The organism is Streptomyces sp. NPDC026377 (genome assembly GCF_055567715.1).
Map to the genome: position 1 here is coordinate 66,589 of NZ_JBVHPV010000009.1, position 18,711 is coordinate 85,299.

17 protein-coding genes are annotated in these 18,711 nt (G+C 72.6%); 6 read left to right on the plus strand and 11 right to left on the minus strand.

Features of this window, described 5'->3' with window-relative positions:
- Positions 1-102: 102 nt before the first annotated feature.
- The 3 genes from ACZ4MU_RS19940 to ACZ4MU_RS19950 all read right to left on the minus strand — a co-directional run bounded on the left by ACZ4MU_RS19940 (position 103) and on the right by ACZ4MU_RS19950 (position 2,149).
- Positions 103-627 (minus strand): HAD family hydrolase, encoded by a 525-nt coding sequence (locus ACZ4MU_RS19940; RefSeq protein ID WP_467878120.1) that lies wholly within the window; start codon positions 625-627, stop codon positions 103-105.
- Between the two features lie 609 nt (positions 628-1,236).
- Positions 1,237-1,488, minus strand: a complete 252-nt coding sequence (locus ACZ4MU_RS19945; protein WP_467878122.1) for a helix-turn-helix domain-containing protein — start codon at positions 1,486-1,488, stop codon at positions 1,237-1,239.
- Positions 1,489-1,681: 193 nt separating this feature from the next.
- Positions 1,682-2,149, minus strand: a complete 468-nt coding sequence (locus tag ACZ4MU_RS19950) for a winged helix-turn-helix transcriptional regulator (RefSeq protein ID WP_467878125.1) — start codon at positions 2,147-2,149, stop codon at positions 1,682-1,684.
- Between the two features lie 141 nt (positions 2,150-2,290).
- On the opposite strand from ACZ4MU_RS19950, the gene ACZ4MU_RS19955 reads away from it, so the two are divergent.
- From ACZ4MU_RS19955 to ACZ4MU_RS19965, 3 genes are all read left to right on the plus strand, one after another.
- On the plus strand, positions 2,291-3,460 hold the full coding sequence (locus ACZ4MU_RS19955) for a thiolase family protein (protein ID WP_467878127.1): 1,170 nt from the start codon (positions 2,291-2,293) through the stop codon (positions 3,458-3,460).
- Between the two features lie 106 nt (positions 3,461-3,566).
- A complete protein-coding gene (map, locus tag ACZ4MU_RS19960; RefSeq protein ID WP_467878130.1) occupies positions 3,567-4,334 on the plus strand; it encodes a type I methionyl aminopeptidase in 768 nt (255 codons plus the stop codon).
- A gap of 193 nt (positions 4,335-4,527) precedes the next feature.
- Entirely contained in the window at positions 4,528-5,181 is a 654-nt protein-coding gene (locus ACZ4MU_RS19965) for a DUF4360 domain-containing protein (RefSeq protein ID WP_467878655.1), read from the plus strand.
- Between the two features lie 70 nt (positions 5,182-5,251).
- On the opposite strand, the gene ACZ4MU_RS19970 is transcribed toward ACZ4MU_RS19965, so the two are convergent.
- Together ACZ4MU_RS19970 and ggt are read right to left on the minus strand one after the other, a co-directional pair.
- On the minus strand, positions 5,252-5,983 hold the full coding sequence (locus tag ACZ4MU_RS19970) for a glycoside hydrolase family 75 protein (protein ID WP_467878133.1): 732 nt from the start codon (positions 5,981-5,983) through the stop codon (positions 5,252-5,254).
- A gap of 167 nt (positions 5,984-6,150) precedes the next feature.
- Entirely contained in the window at positions 6,151-7,947 is a 1,797-nt protein-coding gene (gene ggt / locus ACZ4MU_RS19975; protein WP_467878135.1) for a gamma-glutamyltransferase, read from the minus strand.
- 104 nt (positions 7,948-8,051) lie between these two features.
- Here ggt and ACZ4MU_RS19980 point away from each other — a divergent pair, with 104 nt between their 5' ends.
- The gene (locus tag ACZ4MU_RS19980) at positions 8,052-8,783 is read left to right on the plus strand and encodes a hypothetical protein (RefSeq protein ID WP_467878137.1); all 732 of its coding nucleotides are present in this window, start codon (positions 8,052-8,054) and stop codon (positions 8,781-8,783) included.
- Here ACZ4MU_RS19980 and ACZ4MU_RS19985 read toward each other — a convergent pair.
- From ACZ4MU_RS19985 to ACZ4MU_RS20010, 6 genes are all read right to left on the minus strand, one after another.
- The gene (locus tag ACZ4MU_RS19985; RefSeq protein WP_467878140.1) at positions 8,749-10,026 is read right to left on the minus strand and encodes a cytochrome P450; all 1,278 of its coding nucleotides are present in this window, start codon (positions 10,024-10,026) and stop codon (positions 8,749-8,751) included. The two genes, ACZ4MU_RS19980 and ACZ4MU_RS19985, sit on opposite strands and share 35 nt — an antisense overlap.
- A gap of 63 nt (positions 10,027-10,089) precedes the next feature.
- Positions 10,090-10,575: a hypothetical protein gene (locus ACZ4MU_RS19990; RefSeq protein WP_467878143.1), complete on the minus strand. Its 486-nt coding sequence runs from the start codon at positions 10,573-10,575 to the stop codon at positions 10,090-10,092.
- Entirely contained in the window at positions 10,572-12,029 is a 1,458-nt protein-coding gene (locus ACZ4MU_RS19995) for an ATP-binding protein (RefSeq protein ID WP_467878146.1), read from the minus strand. The genes ACZ4MU_RS19990 and ACZ4MU_RS19995 overlap by 4 nt, the downstream gene beginning before the upstream one ends.
- Positions 12,026-12,709 carry a response regulator gene (locus ACZ4MU_RS20000; protein WP_467878148.1) on the minus strand — a complete coding sequence of 228 codons (684 nt, stop codon included), beginning with the start codon at positions 12,707-12,709 and terminating at the stop codon, positions 12,026-12,028. Before ACZ4MU_RS20000 ends, ACZ4MU_RS19995 begins: the two co-directional genes overlap by 4 nt.
- Positions 12,710-12,758: 49 nt before the next feature.
- The gene (gene murJ, locus ACZ4MU_RS20005) at positions 12,759-14,381 is read right to left on the minus strand and encodes a murein biosynthesis integral membrane protein MurJ (protein ID WP_467878151.1); all 1,623 of its coding nucleotides are present in this window, start codon (positions 14,379-14,381) and stop codon (positions 12,759-12,761) included.
- Positions 14,378-15,535, minus strand: a complete 1,158-nt coding sequence (locus ACZ4MU_RS20010; RefSeq protein ID WP_467878153.1) for a lipid II:glycine glycyltransferase FemX — start codon at positions 15,533-15,535, stop codon at positions 14,378-14,380. The genes murJ and ACZ4MU_RS20010 overlap by 4 nt, the downstream gene beginning before the upstream one ends.
- Positions 15,536-15,758: 223 nt before the next feature.
- On the opposite strand from ACZ4MU_RS20010, the gene ACZ4MU_RS20015 reads away from it, so the two are divergent.
- Positions 15,759-16,982 carry a L,D-transpeptidase gene (locus tag ACZ4MU_RS20015; protein ID WP_467878157.1) on the plus strand — a complete coding sequence of 408 codons (1,224 nt, stop codon included), beginning with the start codon at positions 15,759-15,761 and terminating at the stop codon, positions 16,980-16,982.
- Positions 16,983-17,119: 137 nt separating this feature from the next.
- Positions 17,120-18,703 (plus strand): alpha/beta fold hydrolase, encoded by a 1,584-nt coding sequence (locus tag ACZ4MU_RS20020; RefSeq protein ID WP_467878159.1) that lies wholly within the window; start codon positions 17,120-17,122, stop codon positions 18,701-18,703.
- Positions 18,704-18,711 lie beyond the last annotated feature (8 nt).

Sequence of the window (18,711 nt, forward strand, 5' to 3'; positions counted from 1 at the left end):
GAGCCGTCAGCCAGGCGTCGACACGCGTAGATTGCGTGTGGAGAGACCGTAAAGCCCGTCACGCACCGTGGCAAGACCATCGCCGTCACGCCACGAAGTCGATCACATTTCCCTCGGTACGGGGCCGGGCAGCCGCGCCCAGGTGCCCCGCCGGGCGTGCCTCAGCAGCACCGGGTCGTCACCGACGACCACCGGGTGGCCCACCTCGGCGAGCAGCGGCAGATCGGCCGCCTCGTCGGCGTACGCGTAGCAGTCGGCGGCGAGCAGGGCGTGTTCGCGCAGCAGGGCACGGGCCGCGTACCCCTTGCCCTGGCCGGTCATCGGGGCGCGCGGCCGGGCGCAGAGCACCGCGTCGGCCCCCACTTCGCGGGCGACCCGCGCGACGGCCCCGGCGGGCGACGGCGTCACCAGGACCACCAGGTGGCCCCGGGCGCTGTGGTGGTGCAGGGCGGCGAGGACCGGCGCGTGCCAGAGGCGGCCGAGCGGTGGGTCTGGGCCCGCCGGGGGCAGCTCGGGCAGTGCCAGGAGCGTGCCCTCGACGTCGAAGAACGCGGCGGCGCGCGGCTGGTGCGGCCGGGGCGCGCGGGGCGGCGGCCGGGACCGGGGCATATGGGCGTCGTTGTCCATAGGTACGGACTCTGCCCAGGTGCACCCAGCGCTCAATCCCGGGATTTCAACGTTCTGTTGCCATTCCGGCCACGCGGAAGGCATGGACGACGTCCCGTCCGCGCCCCTCGGAGACCGCGTCGGCGGCGGCCGGCAAGCGCGCGGCGGGCCGGCTCACGCCCTGGCAACAGCAGCCGGTGGCAGTCCTCGCCCTGCCCCGCAGGGCCACCCTCCGGCCCATGCACCGAACGCCTTCATGTGACCGGGAGTTGATTGGCCGTCATCGCACGATCCCCCACCCGCCGACTGAACCCCCACGGTCCTCGGGCATTCGATACCCGCCGTATCGCGCCCGTGTTACGCCGAGGTGATGGCCGAGGGGGTGGGTGGAGCGGGCTGATGTGTCGGGTGCCGCTCGGTGGGGGTGGTCGCGCAGTTTCCCACGCCCCTTGGGGGTGCGGGGAACTGCGCGAGCCGCCAGAGGGCACCCGCGGTCAGATCACCGGACCGGCCCACATACCTCTCAGGGGCGCGGGGAACTGCGCGACCAGCCGAAGACGACCCGCACCAGAACGACGAGCACCGGGCAACCCCACGCACCCGGCAGGCCAACGCTCCCGCGAAGGCGGGTCACGCGGGCAGCAGGCTGCAACTGCCGGCGACCTCGTCGAGCGAAAGCCCCAGCACGGTCGCCAGCGCGGCCACGGTGAAGAAGGCCGGTGTCGGAGCCCGCCCGGTCTCGATCTTCCGCAGGGTCTCCGGGGAGAGCCCGGCCGCCGCGGCGACCTCGCTCATACTGCGCCCGCCCCGCGCGGCCCGCAGCAACTTGCCCAGTCGCTCGCCGCGCTCGCGCTCTTCGGGGGTGAGGGGGGTGCGGACCATGAGCCCGAGTCTAGTCCGACGCGACCCGGCACGGACCAGGCCCCGACCGACACGGTCCGACCCGGCCCAGCCCCCGGACGGACACGCACCGGCCCCGGACCGCCGAAGACCCACAGCGGGGCCAGGCCGGGACCGCCACAGACCCGCACACGCGCCAGGCCGGACCGCCGAGGACCCGCACACGGACCAGGGGTCACCCCCCCACCGCCCCCTCAGCCCCCCACCCCTCCACCTGGAACCGCGGCGTCACATCCCGCCGGCGCACCTCCTCGCCGCAGGACCGGCACGCGATCACCGGATCCAGGTCGGCCCCGCACGTGTGCTGCCACACCGTGGGCGGCACGTCCGCGAGGTGCCGGTCGCCCCACCGCATCAGCGTCAGCAGCACCGGCCGCAGCTCCTGCCCCGCCTCGGTGGCCCGGTACTCGTACCGCGCGGGCCGCTCGTTGTACAGCACCTTCTCCAGGACCCCCGCGTCCACCAGCCTGCGCAGCCGGGCGGTGAGGATGTCGCGCGGGGCGCCCACGTTGCGGGCGATCGCGTCGAAGCGGTGCACACCGAAGAAGACCTCGCGCAGGACGAGCAGCGCGTACTTCTCCCCCACGACCGCCAGCGCGTCGGCGATCGAGCAGGGCCGGGAGTTCTTCTGCGATGTCGTCATGGCTCCACGGTAAGCCAGGAACGGCAGTGCATTGGATTTTCCAACCCGCAGAGTTACAGTGAATCCAGTTTCCCAACCTACCCGTGGGTAGCACGGGGGACCCGAGCAGCATGCGAGCAGACCGAGCCCGAGGAGCACGCGATGCGTGACGCCGTGATCGTGGAAGCCATCCGTACGCCGATGGGAAGGGGGAAGCCCGGCGGGGCGCTCTCCGCGACGCATCCCGTCGACCTGCTCGCCCACACCCTGCGCGCCCTCGTCGAGCGCAGCGGTGTCGACCCGGCACTGGTGGACGACGTGATCGGCGGCACCGTCGACCAGGTCGGCGAGCAGGCCATGAACACCACCCGGTACGCCTGGCTCTCCGCCGGGTTCCCGGACAGCGTCCCCGCCACCACCGTGGACCGCCAGTGCGGCTCCTCGCAGCAGGCCGTCCACTTCGCCGCCCAGGGCGTGCTGTCGGGGGCGTACGACCTGGTCGTGGCCTGCGGGGTCGAGTCGATGAGCCGGGTGCCGATGTGGTCGAACGTGCCCGCCGGCAAGGACCCGTTCGGTCCCGGTGTGGCCGCCCGCTTCCCCGAGGGCCTCGTCCCCCAGGGCATCAGCGCCGAGCTGATCGCGGCGAAGTGGTCGATCGGGCGGCAGCGGATGGACGAGTTCGCCACCTCCTCGCACCAGAAGGCGGCCGCGGCCTGGGACGCCGGGCTGTTCGACGCCGAGACGGCGCCGATCGCCGGGCTCACGCGGGACGAGTCGGTGCGCCCCGCGACGACCCCGGAGATCCTGGCCGGGCTGAAGCCGTCGTTCGTGGATCCGCGCTTCGCCGAGCGCTTCCCGCAGATCGACTGGTCGGTGACGGCCGGCAACAGCAGCCCCACCAACGACGGCGCGTCGGCCGTACTGATCACCTCCGGCGAGACCGCCGCCCGGCTCGGGCTGCGCCCGCTCGCCCGGCTGCACAGCTTCGCGGTGACCGGCTCGGACCCGGTACTGATGCTCACTGGCGTCATCCCCGCCACCGAGAAGGTGCTGCGCAGGGCGGGCCTCGGCCTCGCCGACATCGACCTCTTCGAGGTGAACGAGGCCTTCGCCAGCGTGGTGCTCGCCTGGCAGCAGGAGACCGGCGCCGATCTCGCCAGGGTCAACGTGCACGGCGGCGCGATCGCGCTCGGCCATCCGCTGGGCGCCAGCGGCACCCGGCTGATGACCACACTGGTGCACACGATGCGGCAGCGCGGGGCGCGCTACGCCCTCCAGACCATGTGCGAGGCGGGAGGGCTCGCCAACGCGACCGTCCTGGAAGCGCTCTGACGCCCCGTCAACTGCCGGCGGCCGTGCGTAGGCCTGTACGGAATCCGCGCGGCCGCCCTCGCGAGGTTCGTCCGACGCACTCCGCCCGACCGGTATAGTAATTGGAATGGTGAAGATCAAGACGGACACACAGATGGACGCGATGCGCGAGGCCGGGCGGGTGGTCGCCCGGGCGCTCGCCGCGGCCCGGGACGCGGCGGGCGTCGGCGTCAGCCTGCTGGACCTCGACACGGCGGCCCACGAGGTGCTGCGGGCCGAGGGCGCGTCCTCGCCCTTCCTCGGCTATCACCCCGAGTTCGCGCCGGTCCCGTTCCCGGCGGTCGCCTGCGTCTCCGTCAACGACGCGATCGTGCACGGCGTCCCGGACGGCTACCGGCTGCGCGACGGCGACCTGGTCAGCGTCGACTTCGGAGCGGTCCTGGACGGCTGGGCCGGGGACTCGGCGATCAGCTTCACGGTCGGCCGGGCGCGGACCGAGGACGTCCGGCTGATCTCCACGGCGTACGAGGCGCTGGAGGCGGGCATCGCCGCGGCGGTCGTCGGCAACCGCATCGGCGACATCGCGCACGCGATCGGCACGGTGTGCCGGGGCGCCGGCTACGGCATCCCGGACGGCTTCGGCGGCCACGGCATCGGCCGTGAGATGCACGAGGACCCGGGCGTCCCCAACGAGGGCCGCCGGGGACGGGGCATGACGCTGCGGCACGGCATGGTGCTGGCGATCGAGCCGATGCTGATCGCGGACGGCACGGACGACTACTACCCGGCGCCCGACGGCTGGACCCTGCGGTCGGTGACCGGCGCCCGGGCCGCCCACGCGGAGCACACGGTGGCGGTGACGGAGAAGGGCCCGCGCGTCCTCACACGCCTCTGAGCGGATCACGGGACGCTCCCGTTCCGGGCGCCCGCGGCCGGAAGCGGGCGCCCGGAACGGGCCAGGGAAACCGCCCCGCCGGGGGCCCACCGTGGCTGGTCCGTACCTGTCCCGGAACGTGGCGTTCTGCTGTCATGGACCCGCCAACCCCCCACAGGAGAAGCGGGCTGGCGACATGACCGAAGGGAGCGTCATGTTCAACGCACTGGCCATCGGCGGCGCATCGGCCGTCCTGCTGGCCGCCCCGCTCAGCACGTCCGGCCACACCCCCGGCTGGGGCACCCCGCCGCCCGACAAGATCGTGATCGACCTGGTGACCGTCAACGGCTCGGGCTGCCCCGCGGGCACCGCGGCCGTCGCGGTCTCCCCCGACAACACCGCGTTCACCGTCACGTACAGCGCCTATCTGGCCCAGGTCGGCAAGGGTGCCCAGCCGACCGACCTGAGAAAGAACTGCCAGCTCGCGCTGAACGTCCACGTCCCGCAGGGCTTCACCTACGCGGTCGCCTCGGCCGACTACCGGGGCTTCGCCCACCTGGAGAAGGGCGCCACCGCGCAGGAGCGGGCCAACTACTACTTCCAGGGCATGTCGCAGACGGCCTATATCACGCACCCGTTCACGGGCCCGTTCGCCGACGACTGGCAGACCAACGACACCACGGACGTCGCCGCCCTCGTCTACAAGCCCTGCGGGGAGGAGCGCTATCTGAACATCAACACCGAGCTGCGGGCCGGAGCCGGCACCTCCGACACGGCCAACACCACCAGCTTCATCACGATGGACTCCACCGACGCGAGCATCACGACCACCTACCACTTCTCGTGGAAGGTGTGCCCGCCGAAGTAGCGCCCGCCCCGAGCCGTACGAGCGGGCCGCCCGCCGCGAGGCGGACGGCCCCTTCGACCGGTCCCGTTCGTCAGTTGGCGGCGATGAACCGCCGGGCCAGCTCGTCCCCGAGCGAGACCGCCGCACTGTGGCTCTCGATCGGCTCGGCCCGCGAGTCCTTGAAGAGGATGTACGTCACGCCGGACTCGGCGCCGCCGGTGGCCGGGTCGGGGTTCATCCCGAGCGCCTCGGCGGTGGCGTAGGAGGCCTCCCCGATGATCCTGGCGGGGCCGGTGTCGCCGACCACGGCGTACTCGACCTTGTCGCGGTAGATGACGGCGACCACGCTCCCGCCCCTCATCCCCGCCGAGGCGTAGTTCCAGATCCGGCTGGGGGCGGGCACGACGACGTACGGCAGCTTCTCGGCGTTCAGCGGTTGGCCGTTGGACTGGTGGAAGGCGGTGTCGCGGTGGAACCAGGGGTCGGTGGCGCGGTTGCAGGCGGCGGTTGTCTGGCCGTCGCAGTCGATGTCGAGGTCGGCCTTCCAGAAGACCGCCCCGTTCTTTCCGCAGACCGGGACCGTCGCGGAGGTGTGGCTGTCGGTCCGGTACCTGCCGCGGGAGACCTGCGAGCAGGACGTCACCTTGGCGAGCAGGTCGGCCGCGGTCACCGCGCCCTCCGCGGTACGGGTCACCGCGCCCTCGTCGGTGCGGATGGGGGCGCCGGCCGTGCGGGGCGCGTCCGAGGCGGTGGCGGGCAGGGCCGCGGTGGCGATCAGGGCCGCGCCGGAGGCGGCGGCGAGGGCGAGCGTTCGCGTACGCACGTGGGGACCCTTCTGTCAGGAGCGTTGCCTTGTCCGACGCGGACCAGCCGAACTCCTTGCATGCGCGCGTCAACGCCGGTCACATAAAATGAAACGCGGCCCCCGTCCCGTGAGGGACGAGGGCCGCGCCCGCTTCACCCGCCCGGCGGACGGGTCCTGACGAAGTGTCACCCGGCCGGGCGCACCACCATCGCGGAGCCGCCGCCACGCCGGACCTTCTCGGCCGCCGCCACCCAGCGGCCGTCGTCGAGGCGTTCCACACCGGTCGCCGCGCCGATCACCGGGTTGAGCGAGAACGCCTGCCCCAGCGCCTCCAGCCGGGCCCGCAGCGGACTGTTGTAGAGCTCGGGCTCCAGCTCCGTCTTCACCGCGTTGCGCTGGCTGGCGCGCGGGGCGGCGATGGCGTCGACCAGCGGCAGACCCCGGTCCAGGTGTCCGACGAGCGACTGGAGCACCGTGGTGATGATGGTCGCGCCGCCCGGCGAGCCGAGCGCCATGACCGGACGGCCGTGCCCGTCGAGCACGATCGTCGGAGACATGGAGGAGCGCGGCCGCTTGCCCGGGCCGGGCAGGTTCGGGTCGTGGACGGCCGGGCTCGCCGGGGCGAACGAGAAGTCCGTCAGCTCGTTGTTGAGCAGGAAGCCCCGGCCGGGCACCGTGATGCCGCTGCCGCCGGTCTGCTCGATGGTGAGCGTGTACGAGACGATGTTGCCCCACTTGTCGGCCACCGTCAGATGCGTGGTGTTCTCCCCCTCGTACGGGGTGGGCGAGGCCTGGCCAAAGGCGGCGCACGGCGCCGGACGGCGCGGGTCGCCGGGCGCGAGCGGGCTGGTCAGCGCCTTGCTGTCGCTGATCAGACAGGCCCGTGCGTCCGCGAACCGCTGGGAGAGCAGCCCCTTGGTGGGGACGTCCTCGAAGGCCGGGTCGCCCACCCAGCGGCCCCGGTCCGCGAACGCCACCCGGCTCGCCTCGATGTAGCGGTGCAGATACTGGGTCTCGGACGCCTTCGACAGATCGGTGCGCTCCAGGATGTTGAGCGCCTCGCCGACCGTGGTGCCGCCCGAGGACGAGGGCGCCATGCCGTAGACGTCCAGGCCCCGGTAGCCCACCTTCGTCGGGGCCTGGTGCTTGACCGCGTACGACCGCAGGTCCTTCATGGTGAGGTCGCCGGGACGCGCGTTTCGGCCGGAGCCGGGCGCCACGGGGGGCTTGCGGACCGTCCGGACGACGTCGCGGCCCAGCTCGCCGCGGTAGAGGGCGTCGGCCCCGGAGCGCCCCAGCTCCTCGTAGGTGCGGGCGAGATCGGGGTTCTTCAGCGTCGAGCCGACCACCGGGAGCCGGCCGCCGGGCAGGAACAGCTTCGCGGTGTCGGGGAAGTCGGCGAACCGTGCCTGGTTGTCGGCGGTCTGCTGGCGGAAGGTCTCGTCGACGGTGAAGCCGTCGCGCGCGAGCCGCTCGGCGGGCCGCAGGAGCTTGCTCAGCGGCTTGGAGCCCCAGGCGTGAAGGGCCGCGTCCCAGGTGGCGGGGGTGCCGGGGGTGCCGACGCCGAGCCCGCTGGTCACCGCGTCCGGGAACGGCAGGGGCTTGCCGTTCTCCAGGAACAGGGACGAGGTGGCCGAGCGGGGCGCGGTCTCGCGGCCGTCGATGGTGTGCACGGTGCGGGAGCGGGCGTCGTAGTAGACGAAGTACCCGCCGCCGCCGATGCCCGACGAGTACGGCTCGGTGACGCCGAGGGCGGCGGCCGTGGCGACGGCGGCGTCCACCGCGTTGCCGCCGTGTTTGAGCACGTCGATGCCGGCGGCGGTGGCGTCCACGTCGACGCTGGCGACGGCGCCCCCGTACCCCACCGCCTCGGGCGTCTTGACGGGCGGGCGGGCGGTTGCCGGTGGAGCGGCCGCGACCGAGGTCGCCACGGCCGCGGAGACGGCCAGTAACGAGAGACTGCGGACGGCGGAGCGACGCATGGGTACCTCCTGGCTGCGAATGTCCGCGCAGCGTAACGCCGCTCCCGCCGTCGCGTCAGGACCGTCTCGAACACCGCGCCGCGTGGCCGCTAGCATGCGCGCCCATGAACGACGACGTACGCAACATCGTGCTGGGTGTGGTGGCCGCGGGCATCAGCGCCACTCTGGGCTGGCTCACCCGGACCTATTTCTGGAAGCGCCGACTCCGCCGCAAGCAGGAGTTCTTCGGGCTGCCGACGCACTCCGAGTGCCTGCTCGTCGTGAACCGGGACGCGGGCGCGGAGGGGGCGGTGCACCGCTTCGACGTGTTCGCGCTCCTCGAACTCGCCTCGCTGATCAAGGACTGCGGGGCGCACGCGCGGATCGTCCAGCACGACGCGACCCAGCAGGGGTTCGGGATACGCACCGAGTTCTGTGTGGGCGGCCCCTACTCCAACCGCCGGATGGCCGCGCACCTGTCGGCGCTGCTGCCGGGCGTCACCATGAACGTCGACCCCGAACCCGTCCCCGAGCGCGGCGCGTTCACCATCGGCGGCGAGCGGTACCGGGTCGAGGGCGGGGTGACCGAGTACGTCATACTCGCGCGGGTCACCGTGGGCCAGGGGCAGCGGCCCGTCTTCCTCTTCTGCGGACAGCGCGCCATCACCAACCAGGCCGCCACCCGCTATCTCGCCCGCAACCACGAGAAACTGGCCCGCAAGCACGGCGACGGCACCTTCTGCCTGCTCCTGAAGGTCGTCAACTCCCTCGCCTACGGGCCGGACGTGGTGGAGGTCGTCGCGGACGTCACGCGCGCCGCGCTCACGGCCCCGCCGGCTCCAGCGGCAGCGATTTGATTCCGTTGACGAAGTTCGAGACCAGCCTGCGCGGCCTGCCGGCGAGCGTGCAGACGGGCAGCAGCCGCAGCGCCTCCTCGTGCAGCGCCCGCAGCTGGAGGCGGGCGAAGTGGGCGCCGAGGCAGACGTGCGGGCCGTCGCCGAAGGAGACGTGCGGGTTGGGGGCACGGGTGAGGTCCAGGCGGTGCGGGTCGGCGAAGACGCGCTCGTCGTGGTTGGCCGAGGCGTGGAAGACCACCACCTTGTCGCCCGCCCGCACCCGCTGCCCCGCCAGCACGGTGTCCCGTACGGCGGTACGGCGGAAGGTGAGCACCGGCGGGTGCCACCGCAGCAGCTCCTCGACGGCGCTGTCCACCCCGGCCGTGCCCGCGCGCAGGGCGCGCTGGGCGGCCGGGTGCTCGGCCAGCGCAAGGAAGCCGCCGGGGGCCGCCGCGCGCACGGTGTCGTTGCCCGCGACCGTCAGCAGGAAGAAGAACATCTCCAGCTCGGCGTCGGCCAGTTCCGAGTGGGCGAGCGCGGTCATGACGTCGTCGGCGGGCGCGCGCCGCTTGTACGCGGCGAGCTCCTGGGCGTAATCGAACATCTCGCGCAGCATCGCGGGTGAGCGGGGGTTGACCGGCCGCCCGTCGGGGCCGGGCACAGGCGGCTCGTCCGGGTCCTGGTAGGCGATGACCCGCTCGGTCCATGCGAGCAGCAGCCCGCGGTCGCTGCCGGGCACCCCGAGCAGGTCCGCGAGGTTGAGCAGCGCGTAGTCGTCGGTGACCTCGGTGACCAGGTCGAACACCCCGCCCTCGGCGCCGTCGCGGGCCGCACCGAGCAGGGTGCGCGCCCGGGCCCGTACCGCCGCCGTGAACCGGTCGACGCGGCCCGGGGTGAAGGCGCGGCTCACCAGGCGGCGCAGCCTGCCGTGGTCGTGGTGACCGCCCCGGCCCGGCGCCGGTGCGGAGCCGGGCGCGGGGTCCTGGTTGAGCATCATGCGCCGGATGAACGGCAGGTCGTCGGGGTCGGGGTCGCGGATCTGGGTGGCGCCGAGCGCGGAGGAGTAGCGGGCCGCGTCCTTCAGCACGCGCACGACGTCGGCGTGGCGGGTGACCGCCCAGAAGCCGGGTCCCGCGGGCCAGCCGAGGACCTCGGGCTCCTCCTGCCAGGCCACCGGGTGCCGCTCGCGCAGCTCCCGGTAGTCGTCGTGGGGCGGCCCGGCGGCGTACCGGCGCGGGTCGAAGACGTCCGGCAGATCACTCATCGCACCAAGGTGACGCCCTCCCGCGCCGTCGACAAGAGCGCCCGGCGCGGGCGGATCCCGGCGTCAGAACGGGCAGGAGGCGGGGGTCAGCACGCCGTCGGTCCCGGTCACCCTCACCGTCACCGCGGTGCTCCCCTCCTCGCTCACCGCGTGCGCGGCCGTGCACACCAGCTGCTGCCGGGCGAGGGCCGGGAAGTCGCGCACGGCGCGCTCCAGCCGGATGTGCACGCTCCCGCCCTCCCCACTGACGGCCATCGTGCCGTAGTAGTTGGGCAGTTGACTGCTCAGCCCGGCTTCCTTCTCGGCGTCGGTGGGGCCGCTCAGGAGCAGCAGGACGGCGCTGCCCGGCGACTGTTCGTGCTGGCCGGACCGGACCACCGGCAGCACCCCGCCCGGGCCGGTGAAGTACAGGGTGACGCTGCCGGGGCCGGTGGGCGTCGGCCGTACATACGCCGGGTCGCCGACCTCGACGACGTCGGTGGAACGGACGCCGCATCCGGTGGCGAGGAGCAGGGCGGCGCACAGTGCGGCGAGCCGGGCCGCCCTCACGACGGGCTCCCCTCGCCCGGCGGGCGCAGCGGGAGCTCGACGGTGAACACCGCCCCGCCCGACGGCGCGTCGGCGGCCCGGACGGTGCCGCCGTGGAGCCGGACGTTCTCCAGGGTGATGGCGAGCCCCAGCCCGCTGCCCGCCGAGCGGGTACGGGCGGCGTCGGCCTTGTAGAACCGGTCGAAGATGTGCGGCAGGACGGCCGGGGCGATGCCGGGGCCGCCGTCGCTCACCTCGGTCACCACCCGGTCGCCTTCGGTGCGCAGCACCACCCGGACGGGGGCGGTGCCGTGGCGCAACGCGTTGCCGACGAGGTTGGCGACGACGACGTCGAAGCGTCTGGGGTCCAGCATCGCCCGGATCCCCCGGGGCAGGTCGACGGCCACCTGATCCTCCCAGCGCCGGCGCTGGAGGGTCTTGGCGATCGTCTCGGCCACGTCGACCTCGTCGAGGTTGAGCTCGGCGGCCTTGGCGTCGAAGCGGGAGATCTCCATCAGGTCGTCGACGAGGGTGGCGAGTTTGTCGGTCTCGGTGGAGATCAGCCGGACCGCGGCCGCCGTGTCGGGGTCGAGGCGGCCGGCGTCCTCGTCGAGGACCTCGGTGACGGCGAGCATCCCGGCGAGCGGGGTGCGCAGCTCGTGCGAGACGTCGGAGGCGAACCTGCGGGCCCGGGCCTCGGCCTTCTGGAGCTCCTCGACGGAGCGCTCCAGCGCCCTGGCCGACTCGTTGAACGTCCAGGCCAGATCGGCGAGTTCGTCCGAGCCCTTCACCTCGATACGGGTGTCGAGGCGCCCCTTGCCCATGCTGCTGGCGGCCCGTCGCAGATCGCGGACGGGGCGCAGTACACTGCGGGCGGCGAGCAGCGCGGGCACCAGGGCGACGGCGAGCGCGGGCAGCGCCCCGTCCCGCGCGGCGGTGACCATCGCCTGGACGTTGTCCTCCTCGGCGGTCAGCGGCATCACCGCGAACACCGTGAGCCCGGTGGGCTGCGCCGGGTGCACCCCTTCCTCGCCGAGCAGCACCGGCATGCCCACGGTCAGCCAGGGCCGGCCGTCCTTCACCACCCGCTGGAAGGTGCCGTGGGGATTGGCGCGGGCCCGGCGCCGCAGGTCCTCGGTGAGGACGCCGGAGGTGGTCTGGCTGACGTTGGAGGCGCGCAGCGTGCCGTACTCGGCGAAGACGTACCAGGGGTGCGGCTTGCCCTGGCGGCCCACGGCGAGGCTGAGTTCGCGCAGCGAGGCGCGGGTCATCGGCAGTTTGACCGGCTGGGCGCCGATCTGGTCGCGGAGCTGGGCGACGGCGGTGTCCTGGGCCTGCTGGAGGATGACCGAGCGGGCCTCCTGGTAGATCAGGGTGGCGGTGGTGCCCGCGGCGATGGCGGCGACCAGGAGGAAGGCGGCGATCAGCCGGGCGCGCAGCCCGAGGCGCCCGGCCCGCAGACGCGCGCGTATCACCGCAGCGGGCCGAAGCGGTAGCCGAAACCGCGGACGGTCTGGATGTAGCGGGGGCTGCTGCCCGCGGTGTCCTCGATCTTGTGCCGCAGCCGCCGGACGCACGCGTCGACCAGCCGGGCGTCGCCGTGGTAGCTGTGCTCCCACACCGACTCCAGGAGCTGCTGGCGGCTGAAGACCTGTTCGGGGTGGGCCGACAGGTGCAGCAGCAGCTTCAGCTCGGACGGGGCCAGCGCCAGGCGCTCGCCGGACTTGGCGGCGGTGAGTCCGGCCCGGTCGAGGGTGAGGTCGCCGTGGAACTCCAGCCCCGGGCGCCCGGGGTCGGTGAGGCGGCGCAGCACGGCCCGGATGCGGGCCTCGATGACCTCGGTACGGGCGGGTTTGACGATGTAGTCGTCGGCGCCCGCCTCCAGACCCACCACCACGTCGAAGTCGTCGCCGCGGGCGGTGAGCATGATGATCGGCAGCTGGCTGGTCTCACGGATGCGGCGGCAGACCTGTACGCCGTTGATGCCGGGCAGCATCAGGTCCAGCAGGACCAGCTCGGGCTGGAAGGTCCTGAGCGCGGCGAGCCCCGCCTCCCCGGTCTCGGCGGCGCGCACCTCGTGGCCGCGCCGGCGAAGCCCGAGCTCGACCCCTTCCCGTACGGAGGGGTCGTCCTCGATGAGCAGCACGCGTGGCATGAGCGTCAGTATCCCAGCAGTCTCGTGTGTCCCGGACGGGTCGGTTCTCTCAGCGCTTTCGGCCGCCGCGGAGCTTGCCGAGCACGTCGTTGATGCCGTCGAGCCGCAGCGGCCGCGCGAGCAGGGCGACGGTCACGAGCAGCACGGCGGTACCGGCCCCGGCCGCGGCGAAGTAGCCGAGCCCGTCGGCCGCGCGGGCCGCCACCCAGCCGAGCAGCGCCGCCGGGGCGCAGCCCAGGAGCAGCCGGACGTGGGTGGTGAGTGCGGGCGAGCGCAGCGGTCCGGCGCCGCCGCCGAGCCTGCGGTCGAGGGTGTACGCGGTGAGCGCCCACCCGGCGAACAGCGCCAGCGAGTACGCCCCGGCCATCCCGGTGACCGCCCAGCGCGCGGGCAGCACCGCATAGGCGAGCGCGGACAGTCCCGCGTTGCATCCGGCGATCACCAGGTTGAGCAGGAACGGGGTGCGGGTGTCGCCGAGCGCGTAGAAGCCGCGCGAAAGCACGTACTGCCCGGAGAAGGCGATCAGTCCGGGTGCGAACGCCATCAGCATCCCCGCCATGACCTCGACGTCGGCGGGGCCGGTCCTGCCGTATCCGAAGACGACGCCCATCAGCCAGGGCGCCAGCGCGAACAGGGCGCAGGCGGCCGGGACGATCAGCGCGGCGCTGGTGCGCAGCCCGTAGGAGAGATCGCGCCGCACCCCCGCCGGGTCCCCTTCGGCCGCCGCGCGGCTCATCCGGGGCATCAGCGCGGTGAGCAGCGAGACGGTGACGATGCCGTGCGGCACCACCCAGAGCATGTACGCGTTGCTGTACGCGGTGTAGCCCGCCCCCCGGGCGTGCTGGGCGGCGGTGGTGGACAGGCGGGTCACCACCCAGTACGCCAGCTGGTTGGTCAGGACCAGCAGGACCAGCCAGCCCGCCGAGCGCAGCGGGCGGGTGATGCCGCTGCCGCGCCAGTCGAACCTCGGCCGCCAGCGGAACCGGGCCGCGCTCAGCGCCGGGACCAGCGCGAGCGCCTGGACGGCTATCCCGGCGGTGGTGCCCCAGCCCAGGATCCGGGTGTCGGTGGCGCTCAGGGTGTCGCCGGAGGTGCCGGCGGTCGCCAGGTACAAACCGAACACCGCGATGACGACGAGGTTGTTGAGGACGGGCGTCCACATCATCGCGCCGAACCGGCCGCGCGCGTTGAGGACCTGCCCGAAGAGCGTGAACAGGCCGTAGAAGAGGATCTGCGGCAGGCAGTAGCGGGCGAAGGCGACGGTGAGGTCGCGCTGGGCGCCGGTGTAGTCGGTGTAGACGTCGACGATGCGCGGCGCGGCCAGCACCGCGAGGACGGTGAGGGCGAGCAGGGCGGCGGTGCAGGCGGTGAGCAGCCGGTCGGTGTAGGCGGCGCCGCCGTCGTCGTGCTCCTTGGCGGCGCGGACCAGCTCGGGCACGAAGACCGCGTTGAGGGTGCCGCCGATGAGCAGGGTGTAGAGGATGGTGGGGATGGTGTTGGCGACCGCGAAACCGTCGCCGACGAGCTGGACGCCGAGCGCCGCGGCCACCACCGACGAGCGGACGAAACCGGTGGCGCGCGAGACGATGGACCCCGCGGCCATCACCGCGCCGCTGCGGGCGAGGGAGGGCTTGGCGGCGTGGCGCGGCGCCGTTCTGACGGGGGCCGTCACCGGCGGGCCAGATAGGCCTGGAACGCGCGGTACAGCGCGTGGTTGGCGGTGCCGCTCATCGGTGTCTCCCACTCCCCCAGTGTCTCGACCACCTGACCGCCGGTGCCGAGTTTCCAGCGCAGCAGCCCGAACGGGCGGTCGCGCGGATCAAGAGTGGAGGGTACCCCGCGCATGTCGTACACCCCGGCGCCCAGCGCGTGGGCGTCCAGCATCATCTGCCACTGAAGGGCGTTGCTGGGGCGGACCTCGCGGCGGTGGTCGGCGGAGGCGCCCGTCTGGTACCAGACCCGCCCTTCGACGGAGATCATGGTGTGCGCGGCCAGCACCTCGCCGCCGTGGACCGCGAGGTAGAGGCGCATCCGGCCGGGGTGCTCGGCGTTGAGCGCCGCGTACTGCCGCTCGTAGTACGCCAGTGAGCGGCCGAGCCGGAAGCCGTCGCGCTCCTCGGTGATCCGCAGCAGCCGGTAGAACTCGGGCAGGTCGGCCGCGCTCCCGGTGACGACCTGGACGCCCGCTTTCTTGGCGGTGCGCACATTGCGCCGCCACTCCTGGTTGAGCCCGGACCACAGCTGCTCCGGGGTGCGTCCGGCCAGCGGCACCTGGAAGACGTAACGCGGCTGGGCGTCGGCGTCCTCGCCGTCCCCGCCGCACCGCCGCCAGCCCCGCGCCCGCAGCCGTTCGGCCACCGCGCTGCCCAGCGAGTCGACCTCGGTGGCGAGAACGTCACCGACCCTGCGGCCGGTGCCGGTCGCGGACTTCAGCAGGGCGGCGTCCCAACGCCGGTACGCGGGCGAGGGCCCGATGCGTACGGCGAAGGCGCCCGAGCGGCGCAGATGGCGCAGCAGCGGCTGGAGCCAGCGGTCGATCTCCGGGTCGGCCCAGTCCGCGACCGGCCCCTCGGGGAGATAGGCGAAGTATTTCCTCGTGCCGGGGAACTGCCGGTAGAGCACGAGGGCCGCGCCCTTCAGCTCACCGCTGTCGCAAGTCCAGCCGACCCTCTCCGCGGACCACTGGTCCTTCACTTCGGCCCAGGAGGGGTGCTGGAGAAAACTCACGCCGGAGCGGGCCGCCAGAAAGGACCGGTACTCGGCGACGGAGAGACCGCGCACCCGCAGGTCCTGGTCACGGTCGCCGGTCACGAGCAGTGCGGACACGTGAGTGACCTCCCAAGTACGCCCCGCCGTCGGTTCCACGGGGATGCACAGGATGCTCACAGCGGTCCATGACCGGGCCGCGCGGCGCATGTGACCGGACGGTGACCGTTCCTCTGCGGTCCTTGTCACAAAGGAATTCCGTGGATTTCCCGCCCTTTGCGCAACCTAGAGTCGGGTGTCCGACTCTCTCCTACGGAGAAGCATTGCTACGGAGGTTTTCCAGTTGAGCCGCATACGCCGCCACACCCCGCCCGGCCGCCGTCCCGTCCGTAACGCGGTGATCGCCGGCACCGCGGTCCTCGCCGCCGCGCTGAGCGCCTGTTCCGGCTCCTCGGGCGGGTCCGGCGACGCCAAGGGCGGCGCCGACATCTCGGGCGCCAGGAAGGCGGAGATCTCGGTGAACCTGACGGGGCAGCGGGCGAAGGCGGGCGCGCCGGTGAAGGTCACCCTGGCCCAGGGCAGGCTCCAGCAGGTCGCGGTCACCGACGGCAGGGGCGGGACGCTGGCGGGGAAGATATCCGCCGACGGCAGGACCTGGACCTCGGACCGGAACGCGGCGCCCGGCACCACGTACGCGGTCGAGGCGAAGGACGACAAGGGCTCGTCCGCCAAGGCCGGTTTCGCCACCGCCGCGGCGGACAAGGTGAACAAGCTGTCGCTGGCGCCGGGCAAGGACACCACGGTCGGGGTCGCCCAGCCGCTGTCGATCGTCTTCGACCACCCGGTGAAGAACAAGGCGGCGGTGGAGAAGCAGCTCAAGGTGACCACCTCGGACAACACCGTGGGGTCCTGGGGCTGGATGGAGGACTACTCGGGCAAGTCCCGGGTGGACTGGCGCCCCAAGGAGTACTGGAAGGCCGGGACGAAGGTCACGCTCCAGGCGGACCTCAACGGCGTCGACTCGGGCAGCGGCTGGTTCGTCAAGGACTACAGGACGGGCTTCACGGTCGGCAGGAACCAGGTCGTCAAGGTCAGCCTCGACAACCACCGCCTCAAGCTGTACCGCGACGGCGCCGTGGTGAAGGACATCCCGATCTCGGGCGGTACGCCCGGGGGTGACAAGGCTTCCTGGCGCGGCAAGGCCGTCCTGATGGCGAAGGAGGGCACGATCAACATGAACTCCGAGACGGTCGGGCTCGGCAAGGCCTACGACAAGATGGTCGACTACTCGATGCGTCTGACCTGGTCCGGGATGTACGCGCACGCCGCCCCCTGGAACAGCGCGTTCTTCGGCAACACCAACCACAGCTCCGGCTGCATCGGCATGAGCGACGCCGACGCCAGGGAGCTGTACGGCACGGTGCAGCCCGGCGACCCGTTCGAGATCACCGGCGAGGACGCCAAGGGCACCCAGGCCGTCAACAACGGCTACGGCGAGTGGAACCTCGGCTGGGAGCAGTGGCAGGCCAAGAGCGCCCTGAGCGGGGCTTCTACCACGGCCGGCTAGAGCCGCGCCGGTGGCGCGGGTCATTGACAACAAGTCCAATAATCGTTACCCACGCGTAACTTACCGACCAGTTACCTCTGGTAAGCCCTCCCGGTTAGCGTCAGTTCACTGTGCAACGACGCAACGGGGAGTGACTCATGGGACATCCGCGCAAGGCCACCGCCGCCGCCGTCACGGCGGTGGCCCTCTTCGCCGGCACCGCCCTCGGACTCGCGCCGGCCGCCCAGGCCGCGCCGGTCCAGGCCGCCGCGGCGACCGGCGCCGGCCTCTCCTTCCACGACATCCCGGGCTCGGGCGGGATCACCCTCAAGGGCAATGTCTTCACGCCCGCCGGGGCGAGGGCCGGGGAGCGCCACCCCCTGATCGTCTTCCCGGCCAGCTGGGCCTCGCCGCAGATCGAGTACCTGGCCCAGGCCCAGAAGCTCGCCGACACGGGCTACACCGTGGTCAGCTACACCTCCCGGGGCTTCTGGCTCTCCGGCGGCCAGATCGAGGTCGCGGGGCCGCCGGACACCGCGGACGTCTCGGCCGTCATCGACTGGGCGCTGGCCCACACCCCCGCCGACCCGGACCGCATCGGCCTCGGCGGGGTCTCCTACGGCGCCGGGATCAGTCTCCTCGCCTCCGCCCGTGACAAGCGGATCAAGGCGGTCGTCGCGATGAGCGGCTGGGCCGACCTCATCCAGTCGATCTACAGCGGGCGCACCCAGCACCTCCAGGCCGCCGCGATGCTGGGCGTCACGGGCGCTCTCACGGGCCGCCCGAGCGCGGAGCTCACACAGACGCTCAAGGACTTCCTCGGCTCGAACCTGGACAGGGAACAGGCCATGATCGAGTGGGGCGCCAAGCGCTCCCCGCTGACCCACCTGGACGACATCAACCGCAACGGCGCCGCCGTGATGCTGGGCAACGCCTGGGGCGACACGCTCTTCCCGCCCAACCAGTACGCGGACTTCTACACGAAACTGACCGGCCCCAAGCGCCTGGAGTTCCGCCCCGGCGACCACGCCACCGCCGAGGCCACGGGCCTGCTCGGGCTGCCCAACGACGTCTGGACGGATGCCCGGCGCTGGTTCGACCACTACCTCAAGGGCGAGGCCAACGGCATCGACAAGGAGCAGCCGGTCCAGCTCAAGTCCCGTACCGGCGGGTCCTACGAGGGCTATCCGAGCTGGCAGGCGGTCGGGACGGCCAAGGAGAAGCTGCCGCTGGGCGGCTCGAAGCGGATCTTCGCCAACGTCGACTCGGGCGCGGACGGCGGCATCCTGTTCCTGTCGAACATCCTGGACCAGTTCACCAAGCTCCCGCCGGTGGCCTCGATCCCGCTGCTGCCGCGCGCGTTCGCGGCGGTCTGGCAGTCGGAGCGCCACGACACCCCGCGCCGGATCCGGGGCACGGCCGCGCTGCACACCACCCTCACTCCCACCAAGGAGAGCGGCACCCTCGTCGCCTATCTGTACGACGTGGGCCCGCTCGGCCTCGGCAAGCTGGTCAGCAACGCCCCCTACACCTTCCACGGCAAGACGCCCGGCCGCCCGTTCGCCGTCGACCTGGAGTTGTTCTCCACGTCGTACGACGTACCGGCCGGCCACCGTCTGGCACTGGTGGTGGACACCGTCGACCCGCTCTACATCGAGCACAACCCGACCGGCGCGCAGCTGACCTTCTCCTCGCCCGCGTCAGACCCGTCGTATCTGACGGTCCCTCTCCGCGAGGAGTGATCACCGGC